The 22382-nt window shown below is 63.4% G+C and carries 21 protein-coding genes and 1 tRNA gene; 15 read left to right on the top strand and 7 right to left on the bottom strand.

The features are described from left to right. Window positions 1-4 precede the first annotated feature (4 nt). The 5 genes from ACPFMA_RS21175 to ACPFMA_RS21155 all read left to right on the top strand — a co-directional run bounded on the left by ACPFMA_RS21175 (window position 5) and on the right by ACPFMA_RS21155 (window position 5386). Window positions 5-796 carry an IclR family transcriptional regulator gene (locus ACPFMA_RS21175; protein WP_009399642.1) on the top strand — a complete coding sequence of 264 codons (792 nt, stop codon included), beginning with the start codon at window positions 5-7 and terminating at the stop codon, window positions 794-796. Window positions 797-899: 103 nt separating this feature from the next. After that, a complete protein-coding gene (locus tag ACPFMA_RS21170) occupies window positions 900-1934 on the top strand; it encodes a zinc-dependent alcohol dehydrogenase (protein WP_420057970.1) in 1035 nt (344 codons plus the stop codon). 46 nt (window positions 1935-1980) lie between these two features. Further along, window positions 1981-2340, top strand: a complete 360-nt coding sequence (locus tag ACPFMA_RS21165; RefSeq protein WP_009399638.1) for a RidA family protein — start codon at window positions 1981-1983, stop codon at window positions 2338-2340. A 41-nt stretch (window positions 2341-2381) separates the two neighbouring features. Next, a complete protein-coding gene (locus tag ACPFMA_RS21160) occupies window positions 2382-3881 on the top strand; it encodes a CoA-acylating methylmalonate-semialdehyde dehydrogenase (protein WP_425928607.1) in 1500 nt (499 codons plus the stop codon). 74 nt (window positions 3882-3955) lie between these two features. After that, window positions 3956-5386, top strand: a complete 1431-nt coding sequence (locus tag ACPFMA_RS21155) for an aldehyde dehydrogenase family protein (protein ID WP_420057976.1) — start codon at window positions 3956-3958, stop codon at window positions 5384-5386. Window positions 5387-5514: 128 nt separating this feature from the next. Here the strand turns inward: ACPFMA_RS21155 and ACPFMA_RS21150 are convergent, their stop codons facing one another. From ACPFMA_RS21150 to ACPFMA_RS21140, 3 genes are all read right to left on the bottom strand, one after another. Next, complete coding sequence (locus ACPFMA_RS21150; RefSeq protein WP_425930615.1) at window positions 5515-6297, bottom strand: EAL domain-containing protein; 783 nt, start codon at window positions 6295-6297, stop codon at window positions 5515-5517. A 339-nt stretch (window positions 6298-6636) separates the two neighbouring features. Continuing rightward, complete coding sequence (locus tag ACPFMA_RS21145) at window positions 6637-7590, bottom strand: diguanylate cyclase (RefSeq protein WP_425928606.1); 954 nt, start codon at window positions 7588-7590, stop codon at window positions 6637-6639. Between the two features lie 3 nt (window positions 7591-7593). Then, window positions 7594-8592, bottom strand: coding sequence for a response regulator (locus ACPFMA_RS21140; protein ID WP_037060347.1), 999 nt, complete (start codon window positions 8590-8592; stop codon window positions 7594-7596). A 422-nt stretch (window positions 8593-9014) separates the two neighbouring features. Between ACPFMA_RS21140 and ACPFMA_RS21135 the strand changes: the two genes are divergently transcribed. After that, on the top strand, window positions 9015-9884 hold the full coding sequence (locus ACPFMA_RS21135; protein WP_425928605.1) for an isocitrate lyase/PEP mutase family protein: 870 nt from the start codon (window positions 9015-9017) through the stop codon (window positions 9882-9884). 20 nt (window positions 9885-9904) lie between these two features. Here ACPFMA_RS21135 and ACPFMA_RS21130 read toward each other — a convergent pair whose 3' ends face one another. Beyond that, a complete protein-coding gene (locus ACPFMA_RS21130; RefSeq protein WP_425928604.1) occupies window positions 9905-11248 on the bottom strand; it encodes a UDP-glucose dehydrogenase family protein in 1344 nt (447 codons plus the stop codon). Window positions 11249-11439: 191 nt separating this feature from the next. Here ACPFMA_RS21130 and ACPFMA_RS21125 point away from each other — a divergent pair, with 191 nt between their 5' ends. Together ACPFMA_RS21125 and nadA are read left to right on the top strand one after the other, a co-directional pair. Beyond that, a complete protein-coding gene (locus ACPFMA_RS21125) occupies window positions 11440-12903 on the top strand; it encodes a YdgA family protein (protein ID WP_425928603.1) in 1464 nt (487 codons plus the stop codon). A 220-nt stretch (window positions 12904-13123) separates the two neighbouring features. Then, window positions 13124-14182 (top strand): quinolinate synthase NadA, encoded by a 1059-nt coding sequence (nadA, locus tag ACPFMA_RS21120; protein WP_064301877.1) that lies wholly within the window; start codon window positions 13124-13126, stop codon window positions 14180-14182. 140 nt (window positions 14183-14322) lie between these two features. Here the strand turns inward: nadA and ACPFMA_RS21115 are convergent, their stop codons facing one another. Continuing rightward, window positions 14323-15756, bottom strand: coding sequence for a M48 family metalloprotease (locus ACPFMA_RS21115; protein ID WP_064301878.1), 1434 nt, complete (start codon window positions 15754-15756; stop codon window positions 14323-14325). Window positions 15757-15878: 122 nt separating this feature from the next. Between ACPFMA_RS21115 and ACPFMA_RS21110 the strand changes: the two genes are divergently transcribed. Both ACPFMA_RS21110 and ACPFMA_RS21105 read left to right on the top strand, forming a co-directional pair. Further along, entirely contained in the window at window positions 15879-16118 is a 240-nt protein-coding gene (locus tag ACPFMA_RS21110; protein WP_009399606.1) for a sulfurtransferase TusA family protein, read from the top strand. Between the two features lie 10 nt (window positions 16119-16128). Next, window positions 16129-17199, top strand: coding sequence for an AI-2E family transporter (locus ACPFMA_RS21105; RefSeq protein WP_425928602.1), 1071 nt, complete (start codon window positions 16129-16131; stop codon window positions 17197-17199). Between the two features lie 52 nt (window positions 17200-17251). On the opposite strand, the gene ACPFMA_RS21100 is transcribed toward ACPFMA_RS21105, so the two are convergent. Next, entirely contained in the window at window positions 17252-17725 is a 474-nt protein-coding gene (locus tag ACPFMA_RS21100; RefSeq protein WP_009399604.1) for a peroxiredoxin, read from the bottom strand. 11 nt (window positions 17726-17736) lie between these two features. After that, window positions 17737-18297: a glycine cleavage system protein R gene (locus ACPFMA_RS21095; RefSeq protein ID WP_009399603.1), complete on the bottom strand. Its 561-nt coding sequence runs from the start codon at window positions 18295-18297 to the stop codon at window positions 17737-17739. A 258-nt stretch (window positions 18298-18555) separates the two neighbouring features. On the opposite strand from ACPFMA_RS21095, the gene dapA reads away from it, so the two are divergent. The 5 genes from dapA (at window position 18556) to ACPFMA_RS21070 (ending at window position 22246) form a co-directional block, all read left to right on the top strand. After that, a complete protein-coding gene (dapA, locus tag ACPFMA_RS21090; protein WP_009399602.1) occupies window positions 18556-19434 on the top strand; it encodes a 4-hydroxy-tetrahydrodipicolinate synthase in 879 nt (292 codons plus the stop codon). A gap of 17 nt (window positions 19435-19451) precedes the next feature. Further along, window positions 19452-20564 carry an outer membrane protein assembly factor BamC gene (gene bamC, locus ACPFMA_RS21085; RefSeq protein ID WP_009399601.1) on the top strand — a complete coding sequence of 371 codons (1113 nt, stop codon included), beginning with the start codon at window positions 19452-19454 and terminating at the stop codon, window positions 20562-20564. Further along, window positions 20565-21323 carry an MBL fold metallo-hydrolase gene (locus ACPFMA_RS21080; RefSeq protein WP_064301879.1) on the top strand — a complete coding sequence of 253 codons (759 nt, stop codon included), beginning with the start codon at window positions 20565-20567 and terminating at the stop codon, window positions 21321-21323. It abuts the gene before it with no gap. Window positions 21324-21352: 29 nt separating this feature from the next. After that, window positions 21353-22063 carry a phosphoribosylaminoimidazolesuccinocarboxamide synthase gene (gene purC / locus ACPFMA_RS21075; protein ID WP_009399599.1) on the top strand — a complete coding sequence of 237 codons (711 nt, stop codon included), beginning with the start codon at window positions 21353-21355 and terminating at the stop codon, window positions 22061-22063. 93 nt (window positions 22064-22156) lie between these two features. Next, window positions 22157-22246: transfer RNA gene (locus ACPFMA_RS21070), tRNA-Ser, on the top strand. Window positions 22247-22382: the final 136 nt, after the last annotated feature.

The raw sequence follows: 22382 nt of genomic DNA, 5'->3' as shown, positions 1-22382 counted from the left end.
ATCCATGAGTTCCCTGGAAGACTCGCCACTTTTCATCACTGCCCTGTCGAAAGGGCTTTCGATCCTGACGGCATTCCGAGCCGGGCGGCCGAGCATGAGCCTGGTCGAGCTGGCCGAACACACGGGGCTGAACAAAAGCACCGTGCAGCGTTCCGCCTTTACCCTCGAAGCGCTGGGCTATCTGTACAAGGAGCCTGTGACCAAGCGTCTTCGCCTGGCGCCCAAGTCGCTGGACCTGGGCACCGGCTATCTGCAGACCAGCGAATTGATCGAGCGCTCCAATCCGTATCTGCATGAGCTCAACCGCAATGTCGAGGAAAGCTGCAACCTGCTCGAACCCTGCGGGTTGGACATGCTCTACGTGGCACGTTTCCCAAGCCACAAGCAGATTGCCATCCACATGCCGTTGGGCCGGCACCTGCCCATGTACTGCACATCGGCGGGCCGTGCTTACCTGGCAGCGCTGCCGGAAGACGAGTCCGACGCGATCCTGATGGCCTCCGAGCGTCAGGGCTATACCGCCAGCACGGTGACGGAACTGGACCAACTGCGTGCGTTGGTCGCCGAAGCCCGCAGCGCCGGGTATGCCTATGCCCAGGAAGAGTACTTCGCCGGCGATATCAGCGTTGCCGCCGCCGTGGTCAATGCCGATGGCTATCCGTTGGGCGCGGTCAACATTTCCGTGCCGTTCAGCCGCTGGACCCTCGAGGACGCGCGTAGCCAACTGGCGCCCAAGGTCATCAACACCGCCCGAAACATAGCCAGCGCGACGCGCAGTTTACGCCCCGTGGGCTGACGCCCCGGGGAACCCCTTGCACCCGCACACCCTGCTGCCGGCCCTGGCCGGCGGTATAGGTGTCCCATTGCCCGAAACCCAGGCGTACGTGAAGGAGAGAGTTATGAGTCAGACCATGAAGGCTGCGGTCCTGCACGCTGTAGGTGAGCCGCTGCGTATCGAGCAAGTGCCGATTCCGAAGCCCGGCCCCGGCGAAATCCTCATTCGTATCGCGGCCTGTGGCGTGTGCCACAGCGACCTGCATGCGATTGACGGCGACTGGTCCGCATTGCCGACGCTGCCGCTGATCCCCGGTCATGAAATCACCGGGCATGTGGCGGCCCATGGTGCCGGTGTCAGCGAACCGCCGATCGGCGCAGCCGTCGGCATGCCGTGGATGTACAGCGCGTGCGGCACCTGCGAGTTCTGCCTGGGCGGCATGGAAACCATCTGCGCCCAGCGCGAATCCACCGGCTACAGCAAGCAGGGCGGCTACGCCGAGTACATGGTGGCGCCGGCCGCCTTTGTCGCCACCATCGAGCCGGGGGTCGATCTGTACGCCCTGGCGCCCATCCTTTGCGCCGGAGTGACTACATACCGGGGCCTGAAGCGCTCCCGTGCCCGGGCGGGGCAGTGGGTGGCGGTCATGGGCATCGGCGGCCTGGGCCATGTGGCGGTGCAGTATGCCGTCGCCATGGGCTTGCGGGTGGCGGCCATCGATGTGTCCGCCGACAAGCTGGAACTGGCACGCAGTTATGGTGCCGAGTGCCTGGTCGACGCCCTCGACAACCCGGTGGAAACCCTCAAGCGGCACATCCCGGGTGGCGTCCACGCGGTACTGGTGACGGCCACTGCCAATGCCGCCTTCGAGCAGTCGGTGAAGATGCTGCGCCCTGGCGGCACGGCGGTGTTCATCGGCTTGCCCGGTGGCGATGCCGATACGGTGCGCGCATCGATCTCCAGCATCAGCGGCTGGGAGCTGTCCATCACCGGCTCGAACATCGGCACCCGGCAGGACCTCAACGAGGCGGTGGCCTTCGCCGCCCGCGGCCAGGTCAAGGCCCAGGTCAACCTGGAGCGCCTGGACGACATCAACGACATCTTTGCGCGCATGCGTCAGGGCCAGTTGGTGGGCCGCACGGTGCTGAAAATTGCCTGAGCTATTCACCTTCAACAGCATTCAACCACCCAACAGGAATCACCTCATGACCATCACTCGTCTGCAACCCAACCCCGGCCTGCTCAGCCACGCGCTGGTGCACAACGGCATCGTCTACATCACCGGCCAGGTGCCGGCCGACCGCACCCAGGATGTCTCCGGGCAGACTGCCCAGGTCCTGGCGCGGATCGATGCACTGCTGGCCGAAGCCGGCTCCGACAAGTCGCACATCCTGTTCGCGCAGATCTGGCTCAAGCATGCCGTGCAGGACTTTGCCGCCATGAACGCCGTGTGGCGCGAGTGGATCCCGCAGGACGCGCTGCCGGCACGGGCCACCGTGGAGGCCAACATGGCGGCGGAGAACATCCTCGTCGAAATCGCCCTGCAGGCAGCGGTCAAGGCCTGACCGGCCCCTGAACAGCCGGCTTTCGGCATCGGAGAATATGCATGAGCAGTATCGTTCCTCATCTCATCAACGGTGTGCGGGTCCAGGGGACCGGGCGCACTGCTGACGTCTACAACCCGTCCACCGGCACCGTGGTCAGGCAGGTGGCGCTGGCCGATGCGGCCACCCTGCAGCAGGCCATCGAGGCGGCCAGGACTGCCTTCCCGGCGTGGCGTAATACGCCGCCGGCCAAGCGTGCGCAAATCATGTACCGCTTCAAGCAATTGCTGGAGCAACACGAAGCCGACATCGCGGCGATGATCAGCGAAGAGCACGGCAAGACACTCGAAGACGCAGCAGGCGAACTCAAGCGTGGCATCGAGAACGTGGAGTTCGCCTGCGGCGCACCCGAGCTGCTCAAGGGTGACTACAGCCGCAATGTCGGCCCGCACATCGACGCCTGGACCGACCTGCAGCCGGTGGGCGTGGTCGCCGGCATCACGCCGTTCAACTTCCCGGCCATGGTGCCGCTGTGGATGTACCCGCTGGCCATCGTCTGCGGCAACTGTTTCATCCTCAAGCCTTCCGAGCGCGACCCCAGTTCCACCCTGTACATCGCCGAACTGCTGATCCAGGCGGGGCTGCCCGCTGGCGTCATGAGCGTCGTGCATGGCGACAAGGAAGCGGTCGACGGCCTGATCGAGTCGCCGCACGTCAAGGCGCTGAGCTTTGTCGGCTCCACGCCCATCGCCGAATACATCTACAGCGAAGGCACCAGGCGCGGCAAGCGCGTGCAGGCCCTTGGCGGGGCGAAGAACCACGCGGTGCTGATGCCCGACGCCGACCTCGACAATGCCGTCGGCGCGCTGATGGGCGCGGCCTATGGCTCTTGTGGCGAACGCTGCATGGCGTTGTCGGTGGCGGTCTGCGTGGGCGATGCGATCGCCGATGCGCTGGTGGAAAAACTGGTGCCGCAGGTGCGCGCCTTGAAGATCGGCGCGGGCACCTCGTGCGGCCTGGACATGGGGCCGCTAGTGACCGGCGCTGCGCGGGACAAGGTCAAGGGCTACATCGACGCAGGCGTCGCCCAGGGCGCCACGCTGCTGGTGGACGGTCGCGACCTGGTGGTGGCCGGCCATGAACAGGGCTTCTTCGTTGGCGGCACGCTGTTCGACCGGGTGACCGCGCAGATGAGCATCTACACCGACGAGATTTTCGGCCCGGTGCTGTGCATCGTCCGCGTGCCGAGCCTGGAAGCGGCGATGCAGTTGATCAACGCGCACGAATACGGCAACGGCACCTGCATCTTCACCCGCGACGGCGAAGCGGCCCGGTTGTTCTGCGACGAGATCGAGGTGGGCATGGTCGGTGTCAACGTGCCGTTGCCGGTGCCGGTCAGCTACCACAGCTTCGGTGGCTGGAAACGTTCGCTGTTCGGCGACCTGCATGCCTACGGCCCTGACGGTGTGCGTTTCTACACGCGCAAGAAAGCCATCACCCAGCGCTGGCCGCGCCGTGCCAGCCATGAAACCGCCCAGTTCGCGTTCCCCAGCAACGCTTGAGTGGCCAAGGTCGGGTCAATCCTGTCGCGTGGGCGATGAGCCTCACGCGGCGTCCTGCTCACGTGGAGACAGACATGAACAACGCATTGAAGTTTTACATCGACGGCCAGTGGGTAGCCCCGCAGGCCGGCAACACCCTGGACGTGATCGATCCTGCCACCGAGCAGGCGTTCGTCCAGATCGCCGTGGGCGACGCCCGGGATGTCGACAAGGCGGTAGAGGCCGCTGCCCGGGCCTTCCCGGCGTTTTCGAATACGTCCGTTGCTGAACGCCTGGCCCTGCTCAAGGAAATCCTGCGTGTGTACAACCTGCGCTACGAAGACCTGGTCAAGGCTGTCAGCCAGGAGATGGGGGCACCGCTGCATTTTGCCCGTGATGCGCAGATCTGGAGCGGTCGCGCGCACCTGGAATCCACCATCAGCGCCCTGGAAAACTTCCGGTTCAGCGAGCAGCACGGTGCCACCCATGTGGTGCGCGAGGCCATTGGCGTGTGCGCCCTGATCACGCCGTGGAACTGGCCGCTGAACCAGATCGTCTGCAAGGTGGCGCCGGCCATCGCCGCCGGCTGCACCGTGGTACTCAAGCCCAGCGAAATCGCGCCGCTCACCGGCATCATCTTTGCCGAGATCCTGCATGAGGCCGGCGTGCCGGCGGGGGTGTTCAACCTGCTCAACGGCACCGGTCCCGACGTGGGCCAGCACATGGCGAGCCACCCGAAAGTGGACATGGTCTCGTTCACCGGCTCCACTCGCGCCGGCATCATCGTCGCCAAGACGGCGGCCGATACCGTCAAGCGCGTGGCCCAGGAACTGGGCGGCAAGTCGGCCAATATCCTGCTCGAGGACGCCGACCTCGACGTGGCGGTGGCCAAGGGCGTGCAGGGCTGTTTCTCCAACTCCGGGCAATCCTGCGACGCGCCGACCCGCATGCTGGTGCCGGCCAGCCTGCATGCCCGCGCGCTGGAGATCGCCAGGCTGACTGCCGGGCAATTGGTCACCGGCAGCCCGCTGGACGAAAAAACCAATCTGGGGCCGGTCATCAGCGAGGCACAGTTCAACAAGATCCAGGGGCTGATCGCCAGCGGCATCGAAGAGGGCGCCACGCTGGTCGCCGGCGGCCTCGGGCGGCCTGACGGGCTGGACAAGGGCTATTACGTGCGACCGACCGTGTTCGGCAACGTCACGCCGCACATGACCATCGCCCGCGAGGAAATCTTCGGTCCGGTGCTGTCGATCATGCCCTATGACACGCTGGAACAGGCGATCGAGATGGCCAACGACACGGTCTACGGCCTGGCGGCCTACGTGCAGTCACGGGATCTCGAAAAAGCCCGCGCCGTCGCCGGTCGCATGCGGGCCGGCTCGGTCTACCTGAACTACCCAAGCTGGGACACCTTCGCACCCTTCGGTGGCTACAAGCAGTCGGGTAACGGACGCGAGTATGCGGGGTGGGGCATCCATGACTTCCTGGAGATCAAGGGCATCGTCGGCTGGGGACAGCAGTGACTCGCCGGCAGCTCGCTTGATCAGCAAACCCGGGCGCGCTTCAAGGCGATTGAAAGATGAAATGGCTCGCTGCCGGTGACGGTCAGCGGGCTTTTTCGTTCATGGGGTTTCCGGAGGCCAGCCAGCGTTCAGATCAGCTCCGTTGGCATCGATTGCAATACGCCGATGCTCGGTTTCGCGAACAGGTACCCCTGCATCAACTCGATACCCAGTGCTGCAAGGGCGTCTCGTTCCTCGCGTGTTTCGATACCCTCCGCGATGACGGTGATGCCCAGGCGCCTGGCAACCAGGACGATCCCTTCGACAATGGCGCGTCGCACACTGTCCTGGCCGATGCCGCGGGTCAGCGCCATGTCGATTTTCAGCACCTGGGGCTGGAACATGGCCAGCAGGTTGAGGCCTGAATACCCCGAGCCGAAATCATCGATTGCTGTGGTGAACCCCTGGCGCTCGTATTCGAGGAAGATGGATTTCAGATGATCGGGATCCTCGACCTGCTCACCTTCGGTGACTTCGAACATGATCCGGTCGATGGGGAATGCCCATTCACTGGCGGCCTCCAGCGTTGCGCGGACACAGGTCTCGGCGCGGTAGACCGCGTTGGGAAGAAAGTTGATGCTCAGCTTGCAGTCCGGTATCGCCGGCATGCCGAGTTGTGCCGCCAACTCGATCGCCTTGACCCGGCACGCCTGGTCGAACCGATAGCGGTTGGTTTCATTGACCCTGGCCAGGATGCTGGCCGCCGACTGCCCATCAAGGCCCCGAACCAGAGCCTCGTAGGCATAAGGCTTTCCGGTGGTGACGTTGAAGATGGGTTGAAACGCCATGGTGAAGTCGAATCCCAGGCCGTCAGGGTTGCGGCACTCGGCACATCCGATTGGCTTGAACGATTTCAGTGGGATGGTTCGCATATAGCCAATCTCGTCGGTTCGAAATGTCGACCAGCCTCGCACAGGGTCTTCCAGGTCTTCAGGATTTTCCTGTTCGACCCGGACTGCAAGGAAGGGGTGGATTTAGAGACTTGATTTATATCCCAATCGTTCAGTACTGATTTGATTTTTCCCGTTTCTAGAATCGACTCATTTTGGCCTTGGCCGACGTTGAGGTTGATAGGAGTCCAGTTTTAACGTTGCGGGTTATCGCGAACCTGCGTCGTTGCATTGGCACTCGCGTAGCACCCGGTCCACGGCGCTCGACCGGTTTTTGCGCCAGGTACAGGTCAGTCTGGAAAGCGCAGGTGAGGCAGATACCTAGGCGTGTACCGAGACCTGGTTGCGCCCACCCTTCTTCGACGCATACAGCGCCTGGTCGGCCCAGGCGATCAGATCGGCATGGCTGTCCGAGGGCCGGGCGAGATCGGCGACACCCAGGCTGATGGTGAAGCGGATGCTCTGTCCCTCGTGCTGGACTTCCAGTTCCTCCACGGCTTTGCGCAGGCGCTCGGCGAAGGCCGTTGCGCCGAGCTTGTCGGTGTCCGACAGCACCACCGCGAATTCCTCGCCGCCGTAGCGTCCGGCCACATCGGTGTCGCGCACGTACTGGCGGAGCAGGGCGGCGACTTGCTCGATCACCTTGTCGCCGGCCTGGTGGCCGTAGGTGTCGTTGATGCGCTTGAAGTGATCGATGTCGAACATCACCAGGCTGGTGGGGTTGCCATGCCGTTGATGGCGGGCATACGCGACCTTGAGGCTGTCTTCCCAGTGACCACGGTTGTATAGCCCGGTCAGGCGATCGGTGCTGGACAGCTTCTGCAACTGGGCATTGGCTGACTGCAGCATATGCCGGTTGGTGGCGACGTCGGTCACGTCATAGATCACCAGGCAGAAGTGGCTGATGCTGCTGTCGGTGGAGCGCAGCGGGAACAGCGTGGTGTTCTGGTACATGAAGTCTTCCTGCCCGGTGATCGGCTGGTAGTTCTTGAACCGCACCAGATAGGGGCGTTGTTCCCATACGGTGAACGCTGCCGTGCCCAGGGTTGCGACGCTGTCGAGCTTGCGCCGGAACCACTCTTCGTTGACTTCGGGAAACAGCCTGAAGAACGACTGGCTGATGGCATCCTTGGGCGGCACCCCGGAGCGGTTCTCCATGAAGGTGTTCCAGACCTGCACGCAGTGGTCGCGATCGAGCACCACGACGCCGACATCGATGCTCTGCACGATCGCCAGCAGCCAGTGGAACTCGGTCAGATCAAGAGGTTTGTTCATGGCTCAGTTCATCAGGTACGCGAGTTTATGGGTGAGGCGTTCGATGGAGTCCTCGGTGAACAGCAGCAACAGGTCGAAGCTGATGTCATGCCCTTCGAGCCGATAGCTGATCTCCACCGCCAGCGTCTTCTTCCAGCGCCCCTGGTTGACCCGGATAAGCTCCTCGATATTGGCGTGCTGGCCGAGGATCTGCGGGTGGCACTGGGAGAACACCACATCGACCTGCTCGGCGATGCCGCTCAGGCAGGCGCCGATCAGGATGCTGGACAGGTCCAGGAGCATTTCCAGGTCGGAGGCATGGCTGCTCTGGTGCTTCATCAGGCGCGCCATATCGGCGATTTCGGCGTCATGGAACATCAGCAGCGCCTCGCCGGCGATACCGCCGCCGATGAAACCCTGGCACACGGCGGTCAGTTGCTGGCTGCGCCCGGCGTCGGCCAGGGCCATATGCAGTTCGCCGACCTCGAGGACGTTCACGTTAGGGACCGGCAACTGGACGAACACGCCGAGCACCTTGGCGATCAGGGCGGCGGCCCGCCCCATGGCGACGTTGACGGTCTCGCGGAAGACCTCGTTGAAGCTGACGGCAGCGTGGGTCTGCGGACGATGGCTATGCGCCGCCTGGCCTGCCAGGCGCAGCAGGCCGAGGCGGTCGAGGGTTTCGCGCAACTGGTCCTGTTCGAAGGGCTTCTTCAGGAAGGCGAGGGCGCCCAGCTCCTGCACGCGGCGCAGGGCCTCCTGCTGAACGTCCCCGGAAATAACGATGACGTTGGCCTTCAAGCCTTCGTCGCGCAATGCATGCAGTACCTGGTAGCCATCCATCTCCGGCATGTTCAGGTCCAGCACCACGACCTGGCCCAGGCCCTTGCGCACAGCGTCCATGCACTGGTGGCCATTGGCGGCTTCGGTGACCGAAACCGGCCAGTCGGAAGGCAGGGCCCGCAATACCTGCTTGCGGGCAACGGTGGAGTCGTCACATACGGTTAGGGTAGTTACTGACACAAGTCACGGCTCGTTATCTGGAGTTGCGGAATGATTTCATTATGCCATAGCCATACAAATTCTATGCTTAATGACTCAGGGAATCTCTGATGCCTCAAGTGGATCCATTACGGTAATCCCTGATCGTGGATTCAGGATTGGCCTGAGTCAGTGTTGAGGGAAAAACCCATGCACAGTTCATACTCATTCGGCGCTTTTTTTATGAAACGCTGAAAAAATTCCTGTTTCGCCAGCCTCGATCCACCCAGGCCCGGCCTTGGCCGGTCGGCGTCGGGGCGTCATTCGCCATCCGGTTTCCCTGCAAGCCCGGGGAGATGAAACGTTTCGTCAATTTGTCGGACAAGGACCTTTCCTGCTGTCAGAGCGACATCAAGCAGTGGTATGTTGCGGGGCAGAATGAAGTCGAAATAAGTGGATTGATCATGCCCAAAGCGTCCCACCAAGAACTGCGCCGTGCGTTTCGTAAACTCCTTGCTTCCCCCCGCTGTTACCACACCGCCTCGGTGTTCGATCCGATGTCCGCGCGTATCGCCGCCGACCTCGGTTTCGAGGTGGGTATCCTCGGGGGCTCGGTGGCGTCGCTACAGGTACTTGCAGCACCGGATTTTGCCCTGATCACCCTGAGCGAGTTCGCCGAGCAGGCCACCCGCATCGGGCGTGTCGCCCAGCTGCCATTCATTGCCGACGCCGACCATGGCTACGGTAACGCCCTGAACGTGATGCGCACGGTGATCGAACTGGAGCGCGCCGGGGTTTCCGCACTGACCATCGAAGACACCCTGCTGCCGGCCCAGTTCGGGCGCAAATCCACCGACCTCATCAGCATCGAGGAAGGCGTCGGCAAGGTCCGTGCGGCCCTTGAAGCCCGTGTCGATCCGGAGCTGGTGATCATCGCCCGGACCAACGCCGCGGCCATCCCGACCGAGGAAGTCATCGCCCGCGCGGTGGCCTACCAGAACGCTGGCGCCGACGGTGTGTGCATGGTTGGCGTGCGCGATTTCGAGCACCTGGAAGAAATCGCCCGCCACCTCAGCGTACCGCTGATGCTGGTGACCTATGGCAACCCGCAACTGCACGACGATGCGCGCCTGGCGCAACTGGGTGTGCGCATCGCGGTCGATGGCCATGGCGCCTATTTCGCCGCGATCAAGGCTACCTACGACTGCCTTCGCGAGCAGCGCCGGATCACCAGCGCCGCCTCGGACCTGAGCGCCACCGAGCTGACTCACACCTACACCCAGCCGAATGACTACATTGTCTGGGCCCGCGAGTACATGGACGTCAACGAGTAGGACGTTTCCTTATCCCGGGATCACCGGGGCGCCCGACGCGCCCCGGCGTCGGGGCGACCGATGCTGTAGTAGACCAGTCCTGCCTCGGCCATCTGTGCCGGTTCGTAAAGGTTGCGGCCATCGAACACCGTGGCGTCGAGCAGGCGCTGCCTGACCAGGCCGTTGTCCAGAACCCTGAAATCCTGCCATTCGGTGACTATCACCAGGGCATGGGCGCCTGCCAGGGTGTCTTCCTTCCTGTCCATCAAACGCAGGTCGTCGCGTTCACCGAACAGGCGGCGGGCTTCGGCGTGGGCTTGTGGGTCGAACGCCTGGACATTGGCTCCAGCCTGCCATAGCGAGCGCAGCAGCACCTGGCTGGAGGCCTCGCGCATGTCGTCGGTGTTGGGCTTGAACGCCAGGCCCCAGACGGCGAAGGTCTTGCCTGCCAGGTCGCCGTCGTAGTGACCGAGTATCTTCTCGAACAGCCGATGTTTCTGCCGCTGGTTCACTGCGTCCACGGCCTGGAGCAGGCGCGGCTGGTAGTCGTATTGCTCGGCGATGCGTTGCAGTGCGGAAAGGTCCTTGGGGAAGCACGAGCCGCCGAAACCGCAGCCGGCATAGATGAAGTCGTAGCCGATACGCGGGTCGGAGCCGATTGCCCGGCGCACCGCCTCGATGTCCGCGCCGGTGTGCTCGGCCAGGTTGGCCATCTCGTTCATGAACGAAATCCTGGTTGCCAGCATGCAGTTGGCCGCGTACTTGGCCAGCTCGGCGCTGCGGGCGTCCATGCAGATGAACTTGTCGTGGTTGCGGCTGAACGGGGCGAACAGCTCGCGCAGCAGCGCCTGGGTCGCCAGGCTGGCGCCGCCGATGAGGATGCGGTCGGGACGCATGCAGTCGAGCACCGCCGAGCCTTCCTTGAGGAATTCCGGGTTGCTCACCACGTCCACGCGCGTGGCGGTGCTGGCGTCGTGTCGGGCCAGACGGGCCTTGATCGCATCGACGGTACCGACCGGCGAAGTGGATTTGTTGACCACGATCTTATCGCCGCGGGCATGCCGGGCGATGCTGTCGGTCACGGCAAAGACCTGGCTCAGGTCGGCGCTGCCGTCGGGCAATGAAGGGGTGCCGACGGCAATGAAGATCACTGTCGCCGCGTCGATGGCCCGGGCGGCGTCGGTGGTGAAGGCCAGGCGGGCACTGGCCCGGCCGTTTTTCAGCAGCACTGGAAGGCCGGGTTCGAAGATCGGGCAGTGCCCCTCGGACAGGCTCGCCACGCGCCGGGCATCCACATCGACGCAGCACACCGCATGGCCCACCTCGGCGAGGCAGGCGGCGAGGGTCAGGCCCACGTAACCGGTGCCGAACACTGCAACTTTCATAAGAAGCTCCCTTTTCGGTGCGATGCCGTGCGTCCCGCCGCACAGGGCGGGTTGATGCGCTGAACATGGCAGTGTCCGATGACAGTTGTATGAGCGTGCTACGCGGGGGTGATAATCTCGCTGCCCGGCAATACGGGGCGGAACGCCCGTGCAGTCGCTCAATCAATCAGGGAATGCAACTGGAACACTTCATGAAGAAAGCACTGTTAGTCATCGGCGGGCTGGTGGTCGCGGGAGCGGCCTGTACCTCTATCGCGTGGTACACCGGCAAGCAATTGCCCGAGGTGCTCGAGGCCTCGCTGGCGCAGACCAACCGGCAACTGGCCGCAGCCCTGAGCGGCAGTGGCAGCGGCAAGGTCGAGTTGTTGTCCCTGGACTCCGGGGTGTTCAGTAGCCAGGCGCGTTATCGCCTGACCCTCGACGGTGCCGAGGGCGAACACCTCCAGCTCGAATTCAAGGACCAACTGGAGCATGGCCCGTTTCCCTGGTCGCGGGTCAAGCGCCTGCAACTGGCGCCGGTGATGGCTGCCAGCAACTACGTACTGGAAAACACCGACGACAGCGCGCCCTGGTTTGCCGTGACCGGCGAGCAAGCACCGCTGCAAGGCAGCATGAGCGTCGGTTACGGCGGTGCGATCCGCAACGAGCTGCGCCTGGCGCCGTTCGAAGCCGTCGGCGAGGACGATACCTCCCTGTCGTTCTCCGGCCTGACCCTGGACATGGATTCGACGCTCGAAGGCGAGGGGTTGCGTCTTCGCGGTGAGCTGGGCCGTGTGGCGATGGTGACGGGTGGTGAAGCCCCGGTCAGTATCTCGCTCAAGGGCATCGCGCTGTCCACCGACTTCACCATGAGCAGCTACGGCTATTTCGTCGGCTCGATGAACCTGGACGTGGCCGAGAGCTCGCTGTCGTTCGGTGACAATCAATCACTGCGTTTCGGCAAGTTCGAACAGCGCGATGTCTATCGCCTGGAGCAGAGCGGTCTGTCGTTGCAGCAGCAGGCCAGCCTTGCGGATATCACCTTTTCCGGGAACCCCATCGGCAGCGCACGGGTAGCCTGGCATGTCGCGCGCCTGAATCCGGAGGCGGTCGGCAACCTGGTGCAATGGTACGAGCAGAACCTGCCGCAACTGCAAAGCATGGCGTTGGGCCTGACCCCGGACACCGGCGCACTGATGCTGGATGACCCGCAGTTGCAGGCGCCCTTGCTGAAGCTGCTGGCGGGCGGTCCTCGGGTCACTCTGCAGGAGCTGTCGTTCAAGACCGCCAACGGCGAAAGCCGCTTCGATCTCGATCTCGACCTGTCCGCCAAGGGCCCGGAAGGTGTCCCGCTGGAGCAGGCCTTCGCCCAGTCGGTCAAGTCGCTGCAGACCAATCTGAAGATCTCCAAACCGATGATCGGCGACCTCGCGGCCCTGCGCGCCAGGCTCGAAGGGCTGGACGCCGAGCAAGTGCGCCAGGCCTCGGCGTCCGGCGAGATGGTCGGGATGATCGCGGCGCAGAGCCAGCTGGCGGCGATCAAGGGAGATGACATTCTCGTGCAACTGGGCTACGCCGACGGCCAGGTGGACTTCAACGGCCAGAAGATGACCGTCGATCAGTTTGCTGCCCTGGTCCAGCAGCGTACTGCCGGATTCACGGGCGCCGCACAGTAACCACGCGGGCTGGCGGGCGCTGTGTCGAGCGTCGCCCGCCTGCCTGGCAAGCTAAAAAAGCCTTTAGAATTCATCCGATTGTCTGTAGCCTTCGGCCACTCATAAAACCGAGGTCGCAGCGGACTTTGCCACCCGTGCAACAGTCGAGCTGTTACCCGATTTGTCCGTGCCCGATGATACTCTCGACTTACGCGCATCAGCGCCTGCAGGTCTTGCGAACATGACGCAGATTTCCGAACGCCTTCTGGTCCAGGCCCACCTGGATGCCAAGCAGCCCAAGCCCCTCACCCCTGAACAAGAGGCCGACTACCGTGCCGCCATCGCCGCCGAACTGAAGGCGCAGGATGCGGTGCTGGTCGCCCACTACTATTGCGACCCGGTGATCCAGGCCCTGGCCGAGGAAACCGGCGGCTGCGTCGCCGACTCCCTGGAGATGGCCCGCTTCGGCAAGAACCACCCGGCCAGTACCGTACTGGTGGCCGGCGTGCGCTTCATGGGCGAGACCGCGAAGATCCTCACCCCGGAAAAACGCATCCTGATGCCGACCCTGGAAGCCACCTGCTCCCTCGACCTCGGTTGCCCGGTGGACGAGTTCTCGGCCTTCTGCGACCAGCATCCCGAGCGTACCGTGGTGGTCTACGCCAACACTTCGGCGGCGGTAAAAGCCCGTGCCGACTGGGTGGTGACTTCAAGTTGCGCGCTGGAGATCGTCGAAAGCCTGATGGACAACGGCGAAACCATCATCTGGGGGCCGGACCAGCACCTGGGGCGCTACATCCAGAAGCAGACCGGTGCCGACATGCTGATGTGGGATGGCGCTTGCATCGTTCACGAAGAATTCAAGTCGCGGCAACTGGCCGATATCAAGGCGCTGTACCCGGACGCCGCGATCCTGGTGCACCCGGAATCGCCGGAGGCGGTGATCGAGCTGGCCGACGCGGTAGGCTCCACCAGTCAGCTGATTGCCGCAGCGCAGCGTATGCCGAACAAGCGTTTCGTGGTCGCTACCGACCGCGGCATCTTCTACAAGATGCAGCAGTTGTGTCCGGACAAGGAGTTCATCGAGGCGCCTACGGCGGGCAATGGCGCGACCTGCCGCAGTTGTGCCCATTGCCCGTGGATGGCGATGAACACGCTGGAGCGCACCCTGCAATGCCTGCGCGAAGGCAGCAACGAGATCTTCGTCGAGCCGGCGCTGGTGCCGCAGGCGATCCGGCCGTTGCAGCGGATGCTGGATTTCACCGCGGCGGCGCGGTTGAAACTGTCTGGTAACGCTTAAGATCCGAAAACGACGCGGACCCTGTGGGAGCGGGTTCATCGGAGTGCCGAACCGCCGCGATTGCTGTGGTGGAGTCACCATCGTAATCGCGGGTGAACCCGCTCCCACAGGGTCCGCGTCGTTTTCGCTTCTTGTAACGATCAGCGCATCATATCCTTGACCATCCGCTGCTGCTCCAGCATGTCCCGCTGCCTGGCATCGATCCGTGACGCCAACTGGAAGTTGGTACCGGCCCGCCGCTTGGCGTAGTCCAGCTGCTGGATAGCCTGGTCGAAATCCCCGGTCAACGCGAAGAATTCGGCCCGGGCCTGATGCAGGCCGATGGTGTTGCCGGACAGCCCGCGGGCTTCGGCCAGGTCATACCAGACATCCGGGTCGTCGCTGCGCTCCTTGACCAGGGCTTCCAGCGCCTTTTCTGCCTCGGCCGGCTTGTTCTGCTTGAGCAGCAGGTCGGCAGCCACCTGTTTCAGCGGGTAGTTGCCGGGATACAACTGGCGCATGCGATCGACCCGCTGTTGCGCGTCGGCCAGGCGATTGTTGGTGATCTCCAGGTCGATCTGGGTCAGGTTGTAGGTGATGTCGTTGGGCGCCTTGGCCAGCAGCGGCTTGAGGTTTTCCCGCGCCTCGTTGAGCTGGCCACCCTTGATCTGGGCCAGGGCCAGGCCGTAGCGCGCTGCGTCCAGCTTGGGGTTTTCGTCCAGTTGCGCGCGGAAGCGCTTGGCTGCCAGGCCCGGCGTGCCTTCATAGAACAATTGCACCCGGGCGCGCATCAACTGGTAGCGCGCGCTGTCCTCGATACCGCCCGGCGGCGCCTGTTCCGCGCGGTTGCGGGTGTCGGCGATACGGTTTTCGGTAACCGGGTGGGTCAGGAGGAATTCCGGCGGCTTGGCGTCGAAACGGTATTGGCGCATCAGGCGCTCGAACATGGTCGGCATGTTGCGCGGGTCGTAGCCGGCCTTTTCCAGGTTGAGGATGCCGATGCGGTCGGCTTCCTGTTCATTCTGCCGGGAGAAGCGCCGTTGTTCCTGGATGGCTGCGGCCTGGGTGCCGGCGATGGCGGCGATACCGGCGTCGCCGGCACCGGACGCCGCGACCACGATGCCGGCGAGCAAGGCCGCCATCATCGGTAACTGCATGCGCTGCTGGGCTTCGACGCCACGAGCGAAGTGGCGCTGCGACAAGTGTGCAAGTTCGTGGGCCAGGACCGAGGCGTATTCACCCTCGGTCTGGGCATTGAGGAACAGGCCGCCGTTGACCCCGACGATTCCACCAGGTGCGGCGAAGGCGTTGAGTTCCGGGCTGTTGATCAGAATGAATTCGAGGCGGCGGTCCTGCAGCTGGCTGGTTTCGGCAAGCTTGTAGACGCTGGTTTCGACATAATCCTTGAGCTGTGGGTCGGACAACTGGCTGACGTTGCCGCGCAGCAGGCTCAGCCAGGCGCGGCCTAGCTGGTGTTCCTGTTGCGGCGAGACGATGGCCGAGCTGGCGTCGCCGAGTGACGGCAGGTCGTCGGCGTGGCTCGGAAGCGCCAGCAGGCAGGCCAGTGTCAGCAGGGTAGGGCGCAGAAAAGTCATGCACGGAGCTCTGGTCGACAAAAAGCCTTACTGTAGCCGCCCGGCACGGTTGCGACCAGTGGCGCAATTCTGCGAGGCTTGCCGGCTCGCCCGGCCCGTTCCGATTCTTCTGGAGTGCTGCAATGACCGCTATTCCCAATCCCGATGCCGAACTGGACGCCAGCGGCCTGAACTGTCCGTTGCCGTTGCTCAAGGCCAAGATGGAACTCAATCGCCTGGCTTCGGGCGCAGTGCTCAAGGTCATCGCCACCGATGGCGGCTCGCAGCGCGACTTCCGCACTTTCGCCAGGCTTGCCGGTCATACCCTGCTTCACGAAACCGCCGAAGGCGGGACCTACACCTACTGGCTGAAAAAGGCCTGAGTCCTTTCCGATGTTCAAAGTGCTTCGCAGCTGGCTGCACCGTTACTTCTCCGATGAGGAAGCGGTGGTGCTGGCGGTTCTGCTGTTTCTCGGTTTCACCGCGGTCCTGACCCTGGGCGGCATGCTCGCGCCGGTGCTGGCGGGGATGGTCCTGGCGTTCCTGATGCAGGGGCTGGTCAATGCGCTGGAGCGTTTCAAGGTGCCGAGCAAGGTCGCGGTCGGCCTGGTCTTCACCCTGTTCATGGGCGCGCTGGCGGTGTTCCTGCTGGTGCTGGTGCCGTTGCTCTGGCACCAGTTGATCACCCTGTTCAACGAACTGCCGGGCATGCTCGGCAAATGGCAGTCGTTGCTGCTGTTGCTGCCGGAGCGCTATCCGCACCTGGTGTCCGACGACCAGGTGCTGCAGGCCATCGAGGCGATGCGCGGCGAAATCGGCAAGTTCGGCCAGTGGGCACTGACCTTCTCCCTGTCCAGCCTGCCGCTGCTGGTCAACGTCATGATCTACCTGGTGCTGGTGCCGATCCTGGTGTTCTTCTTCCTCAAGGACCGCGAGACCATCGCCCGCTGGGTCGTCAGCTACCTGCCGCGCGAGCGCACACTGATGACCCGGGTCGCCGAGGAAATGAACCGGCAGATCGCCAACTACATCCGCGGCAAGGGCATCGAGATCCTGATCTGCGGCGTGGCCACCTACATTGCCTTCGTTGCCCTGGGCCTGAATTACGCGGCCCTGCTGGCGCTGCTGGTGGGGTTGTCGGTGGTGGTGCCCTATGTCGGCGCGGTGGTGGTCACCGTGCCGGTGACCCTGATCGCACTGTTCCAGTGGGGCTGGGGTGACCAGTTCATCTACCTGATGGCGGTGTACGCGATCATCCAGGCGCTGGACGGCAACGTGCTGGTGCCGCTGCTGTTCTCCGAGGCGGTGAGCCTGCACCCGGTGGCGATCATCTGCGCGGTGCTGTTGTTCGGCGGGCTGTGGGGTTTCTGGGGAATCTTCTTCGCCATTCCGCTGGCGACGCTGTTCAAGGCCGTGCTGGATGCCTGGCCGAGGCGGGAACCGGCGGTGGCGCCGCTGCTATGAAATGAACAGCGTGAAATGAAAACGGGGCATGTCGATCATGCCCCGTTTCCGTTCAAGCCTTGTTGAGCTCTTCGGCCGCGGCAAGTACCTCGGCCACATGGCCAGGCACCTTGACGCCGCGCCATTCCTTGCGCAGCACGCCGTCCTTGTCGATCAGGAAGGTGCTGCGGTCGACGCCCAGGTATTCCTTGCCGTACAGCTTCTTCAGCTTGATCACATCGAACAGCTGGCAGAGGCTTTCGTCCTTGTCGCTGATCAGCTCGAAGGGGAAGGCCTGCTTGGCCTTGAAGTTCTCATGGGACTTCAGGCCATCGCGGGACACGCCGAACACCTCGGTGCCGGCGGCCTGGAAGGCAGCATGCTGGTCGCGGAAATCCTGGCCTTCGGTGGTGCAGCCCGGCGTGCTGTCCTTCGGATAGAAGTACAGCACGACCTGGCGGCCCTTGAGATCGGCGAGGCTGACCTGCTGGCCGCTGGTGGCCTGGACCTGGAAGTCGGCGACGGGTTTATCGAGTTCGACGGCCATGGGGCGGCTCCTTACATCGGGTTCTGCGGACGCCACGGCTCGATCAGGGCATCCAGGTTGAGTGCATCGGCGAAGTCCAGGAACTGGTCGCGCAACCAGCTTATCTGGGTGCCGGCGGGCAGCGTGACGGTGAAGGTGGCATTGAGCATGGTGCCGCCGGTCTGCGGCGCCTGGTAGGTGTCGCAGGTCAGGTTCTCGAGCTCGACCCGGTGGTCGATGAAGAACTGGCACAGCTCGTTGATGATGTCCGGGCGGTACGCGGCGCTGACGTAGGCGACGTACGGCAGCGACAGCGGACGCACTTCCAGCTCGGTGCTGCGCACCACGTTGACGATGAAACCGTGCTTCTTCGCCAGGCTCGGCAGGGCGCCTTCGAAGCGGGCGAGGGCGTCCCAGTTGCCGCTGATCTGCAGGATCAGCGCGCTGCATTCGCCGTGGCGGGTCAGGCGGGAGGTGACCACCGCGCAGCGGCTGTCGTTGCTGGCGCGGCAGAGGATGTTGGTCAGCTCCATCGGGCTCGGGCCCAGGGCGCTGACGACAAGGAATTGTTCGCGGACGGTGGGGGTGGACATAGCATTCCTAAAGCGATGAGCGGTCGGTACCTGACGCGCGGAAAAAGGCTGGTTCGCATGCTCCAGGGGTTCTGGATCGAGGGGCGGACCCTGCCGGAACGCATGGTTGGCAGCCCGGCGGGCCGCTGTGTACCGATCAAAGGACGAAGGGTAGCGAAAATGGCCGCGAAGGGGAATGCTCCAGGCGCCCGCGTCGCTTGTGCAAGGCCGATGGCGCCAGTACCATTACCGCTCTCTTTTTCCGGCAGGAGCAGCTTCATGATTGCGGGCAGTATGGTGGCATTGGTCACACCCATGGATGCACATGGGCGTCTGGACTGGGACAGCCTCAGCAAACTCGTGGACTTCCACCTGCAGAACGGGACCCATGCCATCGTTGCCGTCGGCACCACCGGCGAGTCGGCGACCCTCAGCGTCGATGAGCACATCCAGGTCATCGAGTTCGTGGTCAAGCAGGTCGCCGGCCGCATCCCGGTCATTGCCGGCACCGGCGCCAACTCCACCAGCGAAGCCGTCCACCTGACCCAGAATGCCAAGAAAGCCGGTGCCGATGCCTGCCTGCTGGTGGTGCCGTACTACAACAAGCCGACCCAGGAAGGCCTGTACCAGCACTTCAAGCACATCGCCGAAGCCGTGGACATCCCGCAGATCCTCTACAACGTGCCGGGCCGCACCTCCTGCGACATGCTGGCCGAGACCGTGATCCGCCTGTCCAGCGTGCCGAACATCATCGGCATCAAGGAAGCCACCGGCGACCTGGCCCGCGCCAAGGCGATCATCGAAGGTGTCGGCGACGACTTCATCGTCCTGTCGGGCGACGATCCGACCGCCGTCGAGCTGATCCTGCTCGGTGGCAAGGGCAACATCTCCGTCACCGCCAACGTCGCTCCGCGCGAAATGGCCGACCTGTGCGAAGCCGCCCTGCGTGGCGATGCCGAAACCGCACGGGCCATCAACGAAAAACTCATGCCGCTGCACAAGAACCTGTTCATCGAGGCCAACCCGATTCCGGTGAAGTGGGCCCTGAATGAAATGGGGCTGATGGACAACGGCATTCGCCTGCCGCTGACCTGGCTGAGCCCATCCTGTCATGACACGCTGCGCCAGGCCATGCGCCAGTGCGGCGTACTGGTTTAATTGAGGACGTACTCCGCATGAAGCGATTGGCTGGTCTTTCCGCCCTTGCCCTGATCATTTCCAGCACCAGCGGTTGCGCCTGGTTGTGGGGCGAGGACGGGTATTTCCGCGACCGTGGCAGCGACTACCTGGAGGCGACCCAGAAGCCGCCCATGCAGTTGCCTCCGGATGCGAGCAACGTCAAGCGTCTCGATCCACTGTTGCCGATTCCGCGCAACGTCGCCGACGACACCGTCAAGGGCGAATTCGAGGTTCCCCGTCCGCTGCCGCTGGCGGCTACCGCCGATGTCAGCGATTTCAGCCTGCAGAAGAGCGGCGCCGCGCGCTGGGTCCTGGCCCAGCGTTCGCCGGCGGAAACCTGGCCGGTGGCCCGGCAGTTCTTCGAGGACAACGGTTTCCGCATTGCCGAAGAGCGTCCGCAGACCGGCGAGTTCAACACCACCTGGCAGCGCTTCGACGAGCTTTCCGCGTCCATGGCCGATCGCCTGGGCGGCGCCGCCAGCAGCCGTGACAGCGAGATCCGTGCCCGTGTGCGTATCGAGCCGGGCGTGCAGCGCAACACCAGCGAGGTCTACGTGGTCACCGTCGAGCGTCCGGCCGGCAGCACCGCCGAGCAGGACTTCCCGGCGCGCTCCAGCAATACCGGCGTCGACGCGGTGCTGGTCGACGAAATGCTCGCCAGCATGACCCGCAGCGCCGAGAAGGGTGGTTCGGTGTCCCTGCTCGCGGCCCGCGATTTCGATGCGCCGAGCCGTGTCAGCCTGAGCGAGGACGGCAGCGGCAACCCGGTGCTGAGCCTCGGAGCCGACCTCGATCGCGCCTGGTCCAGCGTCGGTCGTGCCCTGGAGCACGGCGAATGGCGCGTCGAAGACATCAACCGCAGCCTTGGCCTGTACTACATCAACCTTGCCGAAAAAGCCGAGCCCAAGAGCGAGCCTGGATTCTTCAGCCGCATGTTCGGCAGCGAGCCGAGCAAGGAAGAGGTCGAAGCCCGCGCCGAGCGTTATCAGGTACGCCTGAGCAAGGTAGGTGACAGCGTGCAGGTCACCGTCGAGAAGAACATCAATACCGTGGCCCCGGCTGACGTGGCCCGTCGTGTGCTGAGCGTCATCCAGGACAACCTGGGTTAAGTGCGTTTCGCGGTTCTCGGAAGCGGCAGCCAGGGAAATGGCACGCTGGTCAGCAGTGGCAACACGCGAGTGCTGGTCGATTGCGGCTTTTCCCTGCGTGAAACCGAGCGGCGTCTTGCGCGGCTCGGCGTTGCCCCGGACAGCCTGAGCGCCGTGCTGGTAACCCATGAACATGCCGACCACGTGCATGGGGTGGGCTTGCTGGCACGGCGCTACAATGTTCCGGTGTACCTGAGTCGAGGCACCTTGCGCGGCTTGCGCAAGCCATTGGAGGCAACCGGGCTGCTCGCGGCGAACGATACCTTCGTGGTGGGTGACCTGAGCATCCGCGCGGTGGGTGTGACCCATGACGCGCTGGAGCCTTTGCAGTACGTGTTCAGCGACGGCCGCAGGCGCCTTGGCGTGCTGACCGACCTGGGCTGCTACGACTCGGTGCTGCTGGAGCATTACCGGGGCCTGGATGCCCTGATGATCGAATCCAACCATTGTCGCGACCTGCTGGCCCGCGGGCATTACCCGATGTTTCTCAAGCAGCGGGTGGGTGGCGACTACGGACATTTGAACAACCACCAGGCCGCGAACCTGGTGGCGGAGTTGGGATGGGAGAATCTGCAGCACCTGGTGCTGGCCCATCTCAGCAGCAAGAACAACCTGCCACAGCTGGCCCGGCAATGTTTCGTCGATACCCTCGGGTGCGACCCGGACTGGCTGCAAGTGGCCAACCAGGATTGTGGGCTCGACTGGCGCGAAATCGTCTAGCCCCTCTCATTTAGCAAGCGGAGCCCATCATGGAAAAACGTGAAGAACTCTACCGCGGCAAAGCCAAGTCGGTTTACAAGACCGACGACGCCGACCGTTTGATCCTGCTGTTCCGTAACGACACCTCGGCCTTCGACGGCAAGCGTATCGAACAGCTCGACCGCAAGGGCATGGTGAACAACAAGTTCAACGCCTTCATCATGCAGAAACTGGAAGAAGCCGGCATCCCTACCCAGTTCGACAAGCTGCTGGGCGACAACGAATGCCTGGTCAAGAAGCTCGACATGATCCCGGTCGAATGCGTGGTGCGCAACTACGCCGCCGGTAGCCTGGTCAAGCGCCTTGGCGTCGAGGAAGGCATCAAGCTGGAGCCCTCGACCTTCGAGCTGTTCCTGAAGAACGACGAAAAGGGCGATCCGTTCATCAACGAATCCCACGTCGTGGCGTTCGGCTGGGGTACTGCCGAGCAGCTGGCGAAGATGAAAGCGCTGTCGCTGAAGGTCAACGAAGTGCTGACCAAGCTGTTCGACGACGCCGGCCTGTTGCTGGTCGACTTCAAGCTGGAGTTCGGCGTGTTCCACGGCGAAATCGTCCTCGGCGACGAGTTCAGCCCGGACGGCTGCCGCCTGTGGGACAAGGAAACCCGCAAGAAGATGGACAAGGACCGCTTCCGCCAGGGCCTGGGTGATGTCATCGAAGCCTACGAAGAAGTCGCCAAGCGCCTGGGCGTGCCGCTGTAATCCGGCACGTTCGCGCAAGCATCTGAAAGCACGCGATTTTTTTCATCAAAAGGCTTCGCCTTTGCAGAAAGTGCTGGTATGATGCGCGCCACTGGAGAGATGCCGGAGTGGCCGAACGGGACGGATTCGAAATCCGTTGTACCTTCGCGGGTACCTAGGGTTCAAATCCCTATCTCTCCGCCATACATGTCAAAGCCCCTGAAACTGTGAAGTTTCAGGGGCTTTGTCGTTTTGGGGTGTGGTTGGGAATTACATAGCGTTGCAAGCAACCTTGATTGTTTCGCTGAGGCACATGGCGATCATATTTAAAATATTTACA

The sequence above is a fragment of the Pseudomonas sp. NyZ201 genome, assembly GCF_049860765.1.
Classification (GTDB): Bacteria; Pseudomonadota; Gammaproteobacteria; order Pseudomonadales; family Pseudomonadaceae; genus Aquipseudomonas; species Aquipseudomonas bharatica.
This window is presented reverse-complemented; position numbering and strand designations above follow the sequence as displayed.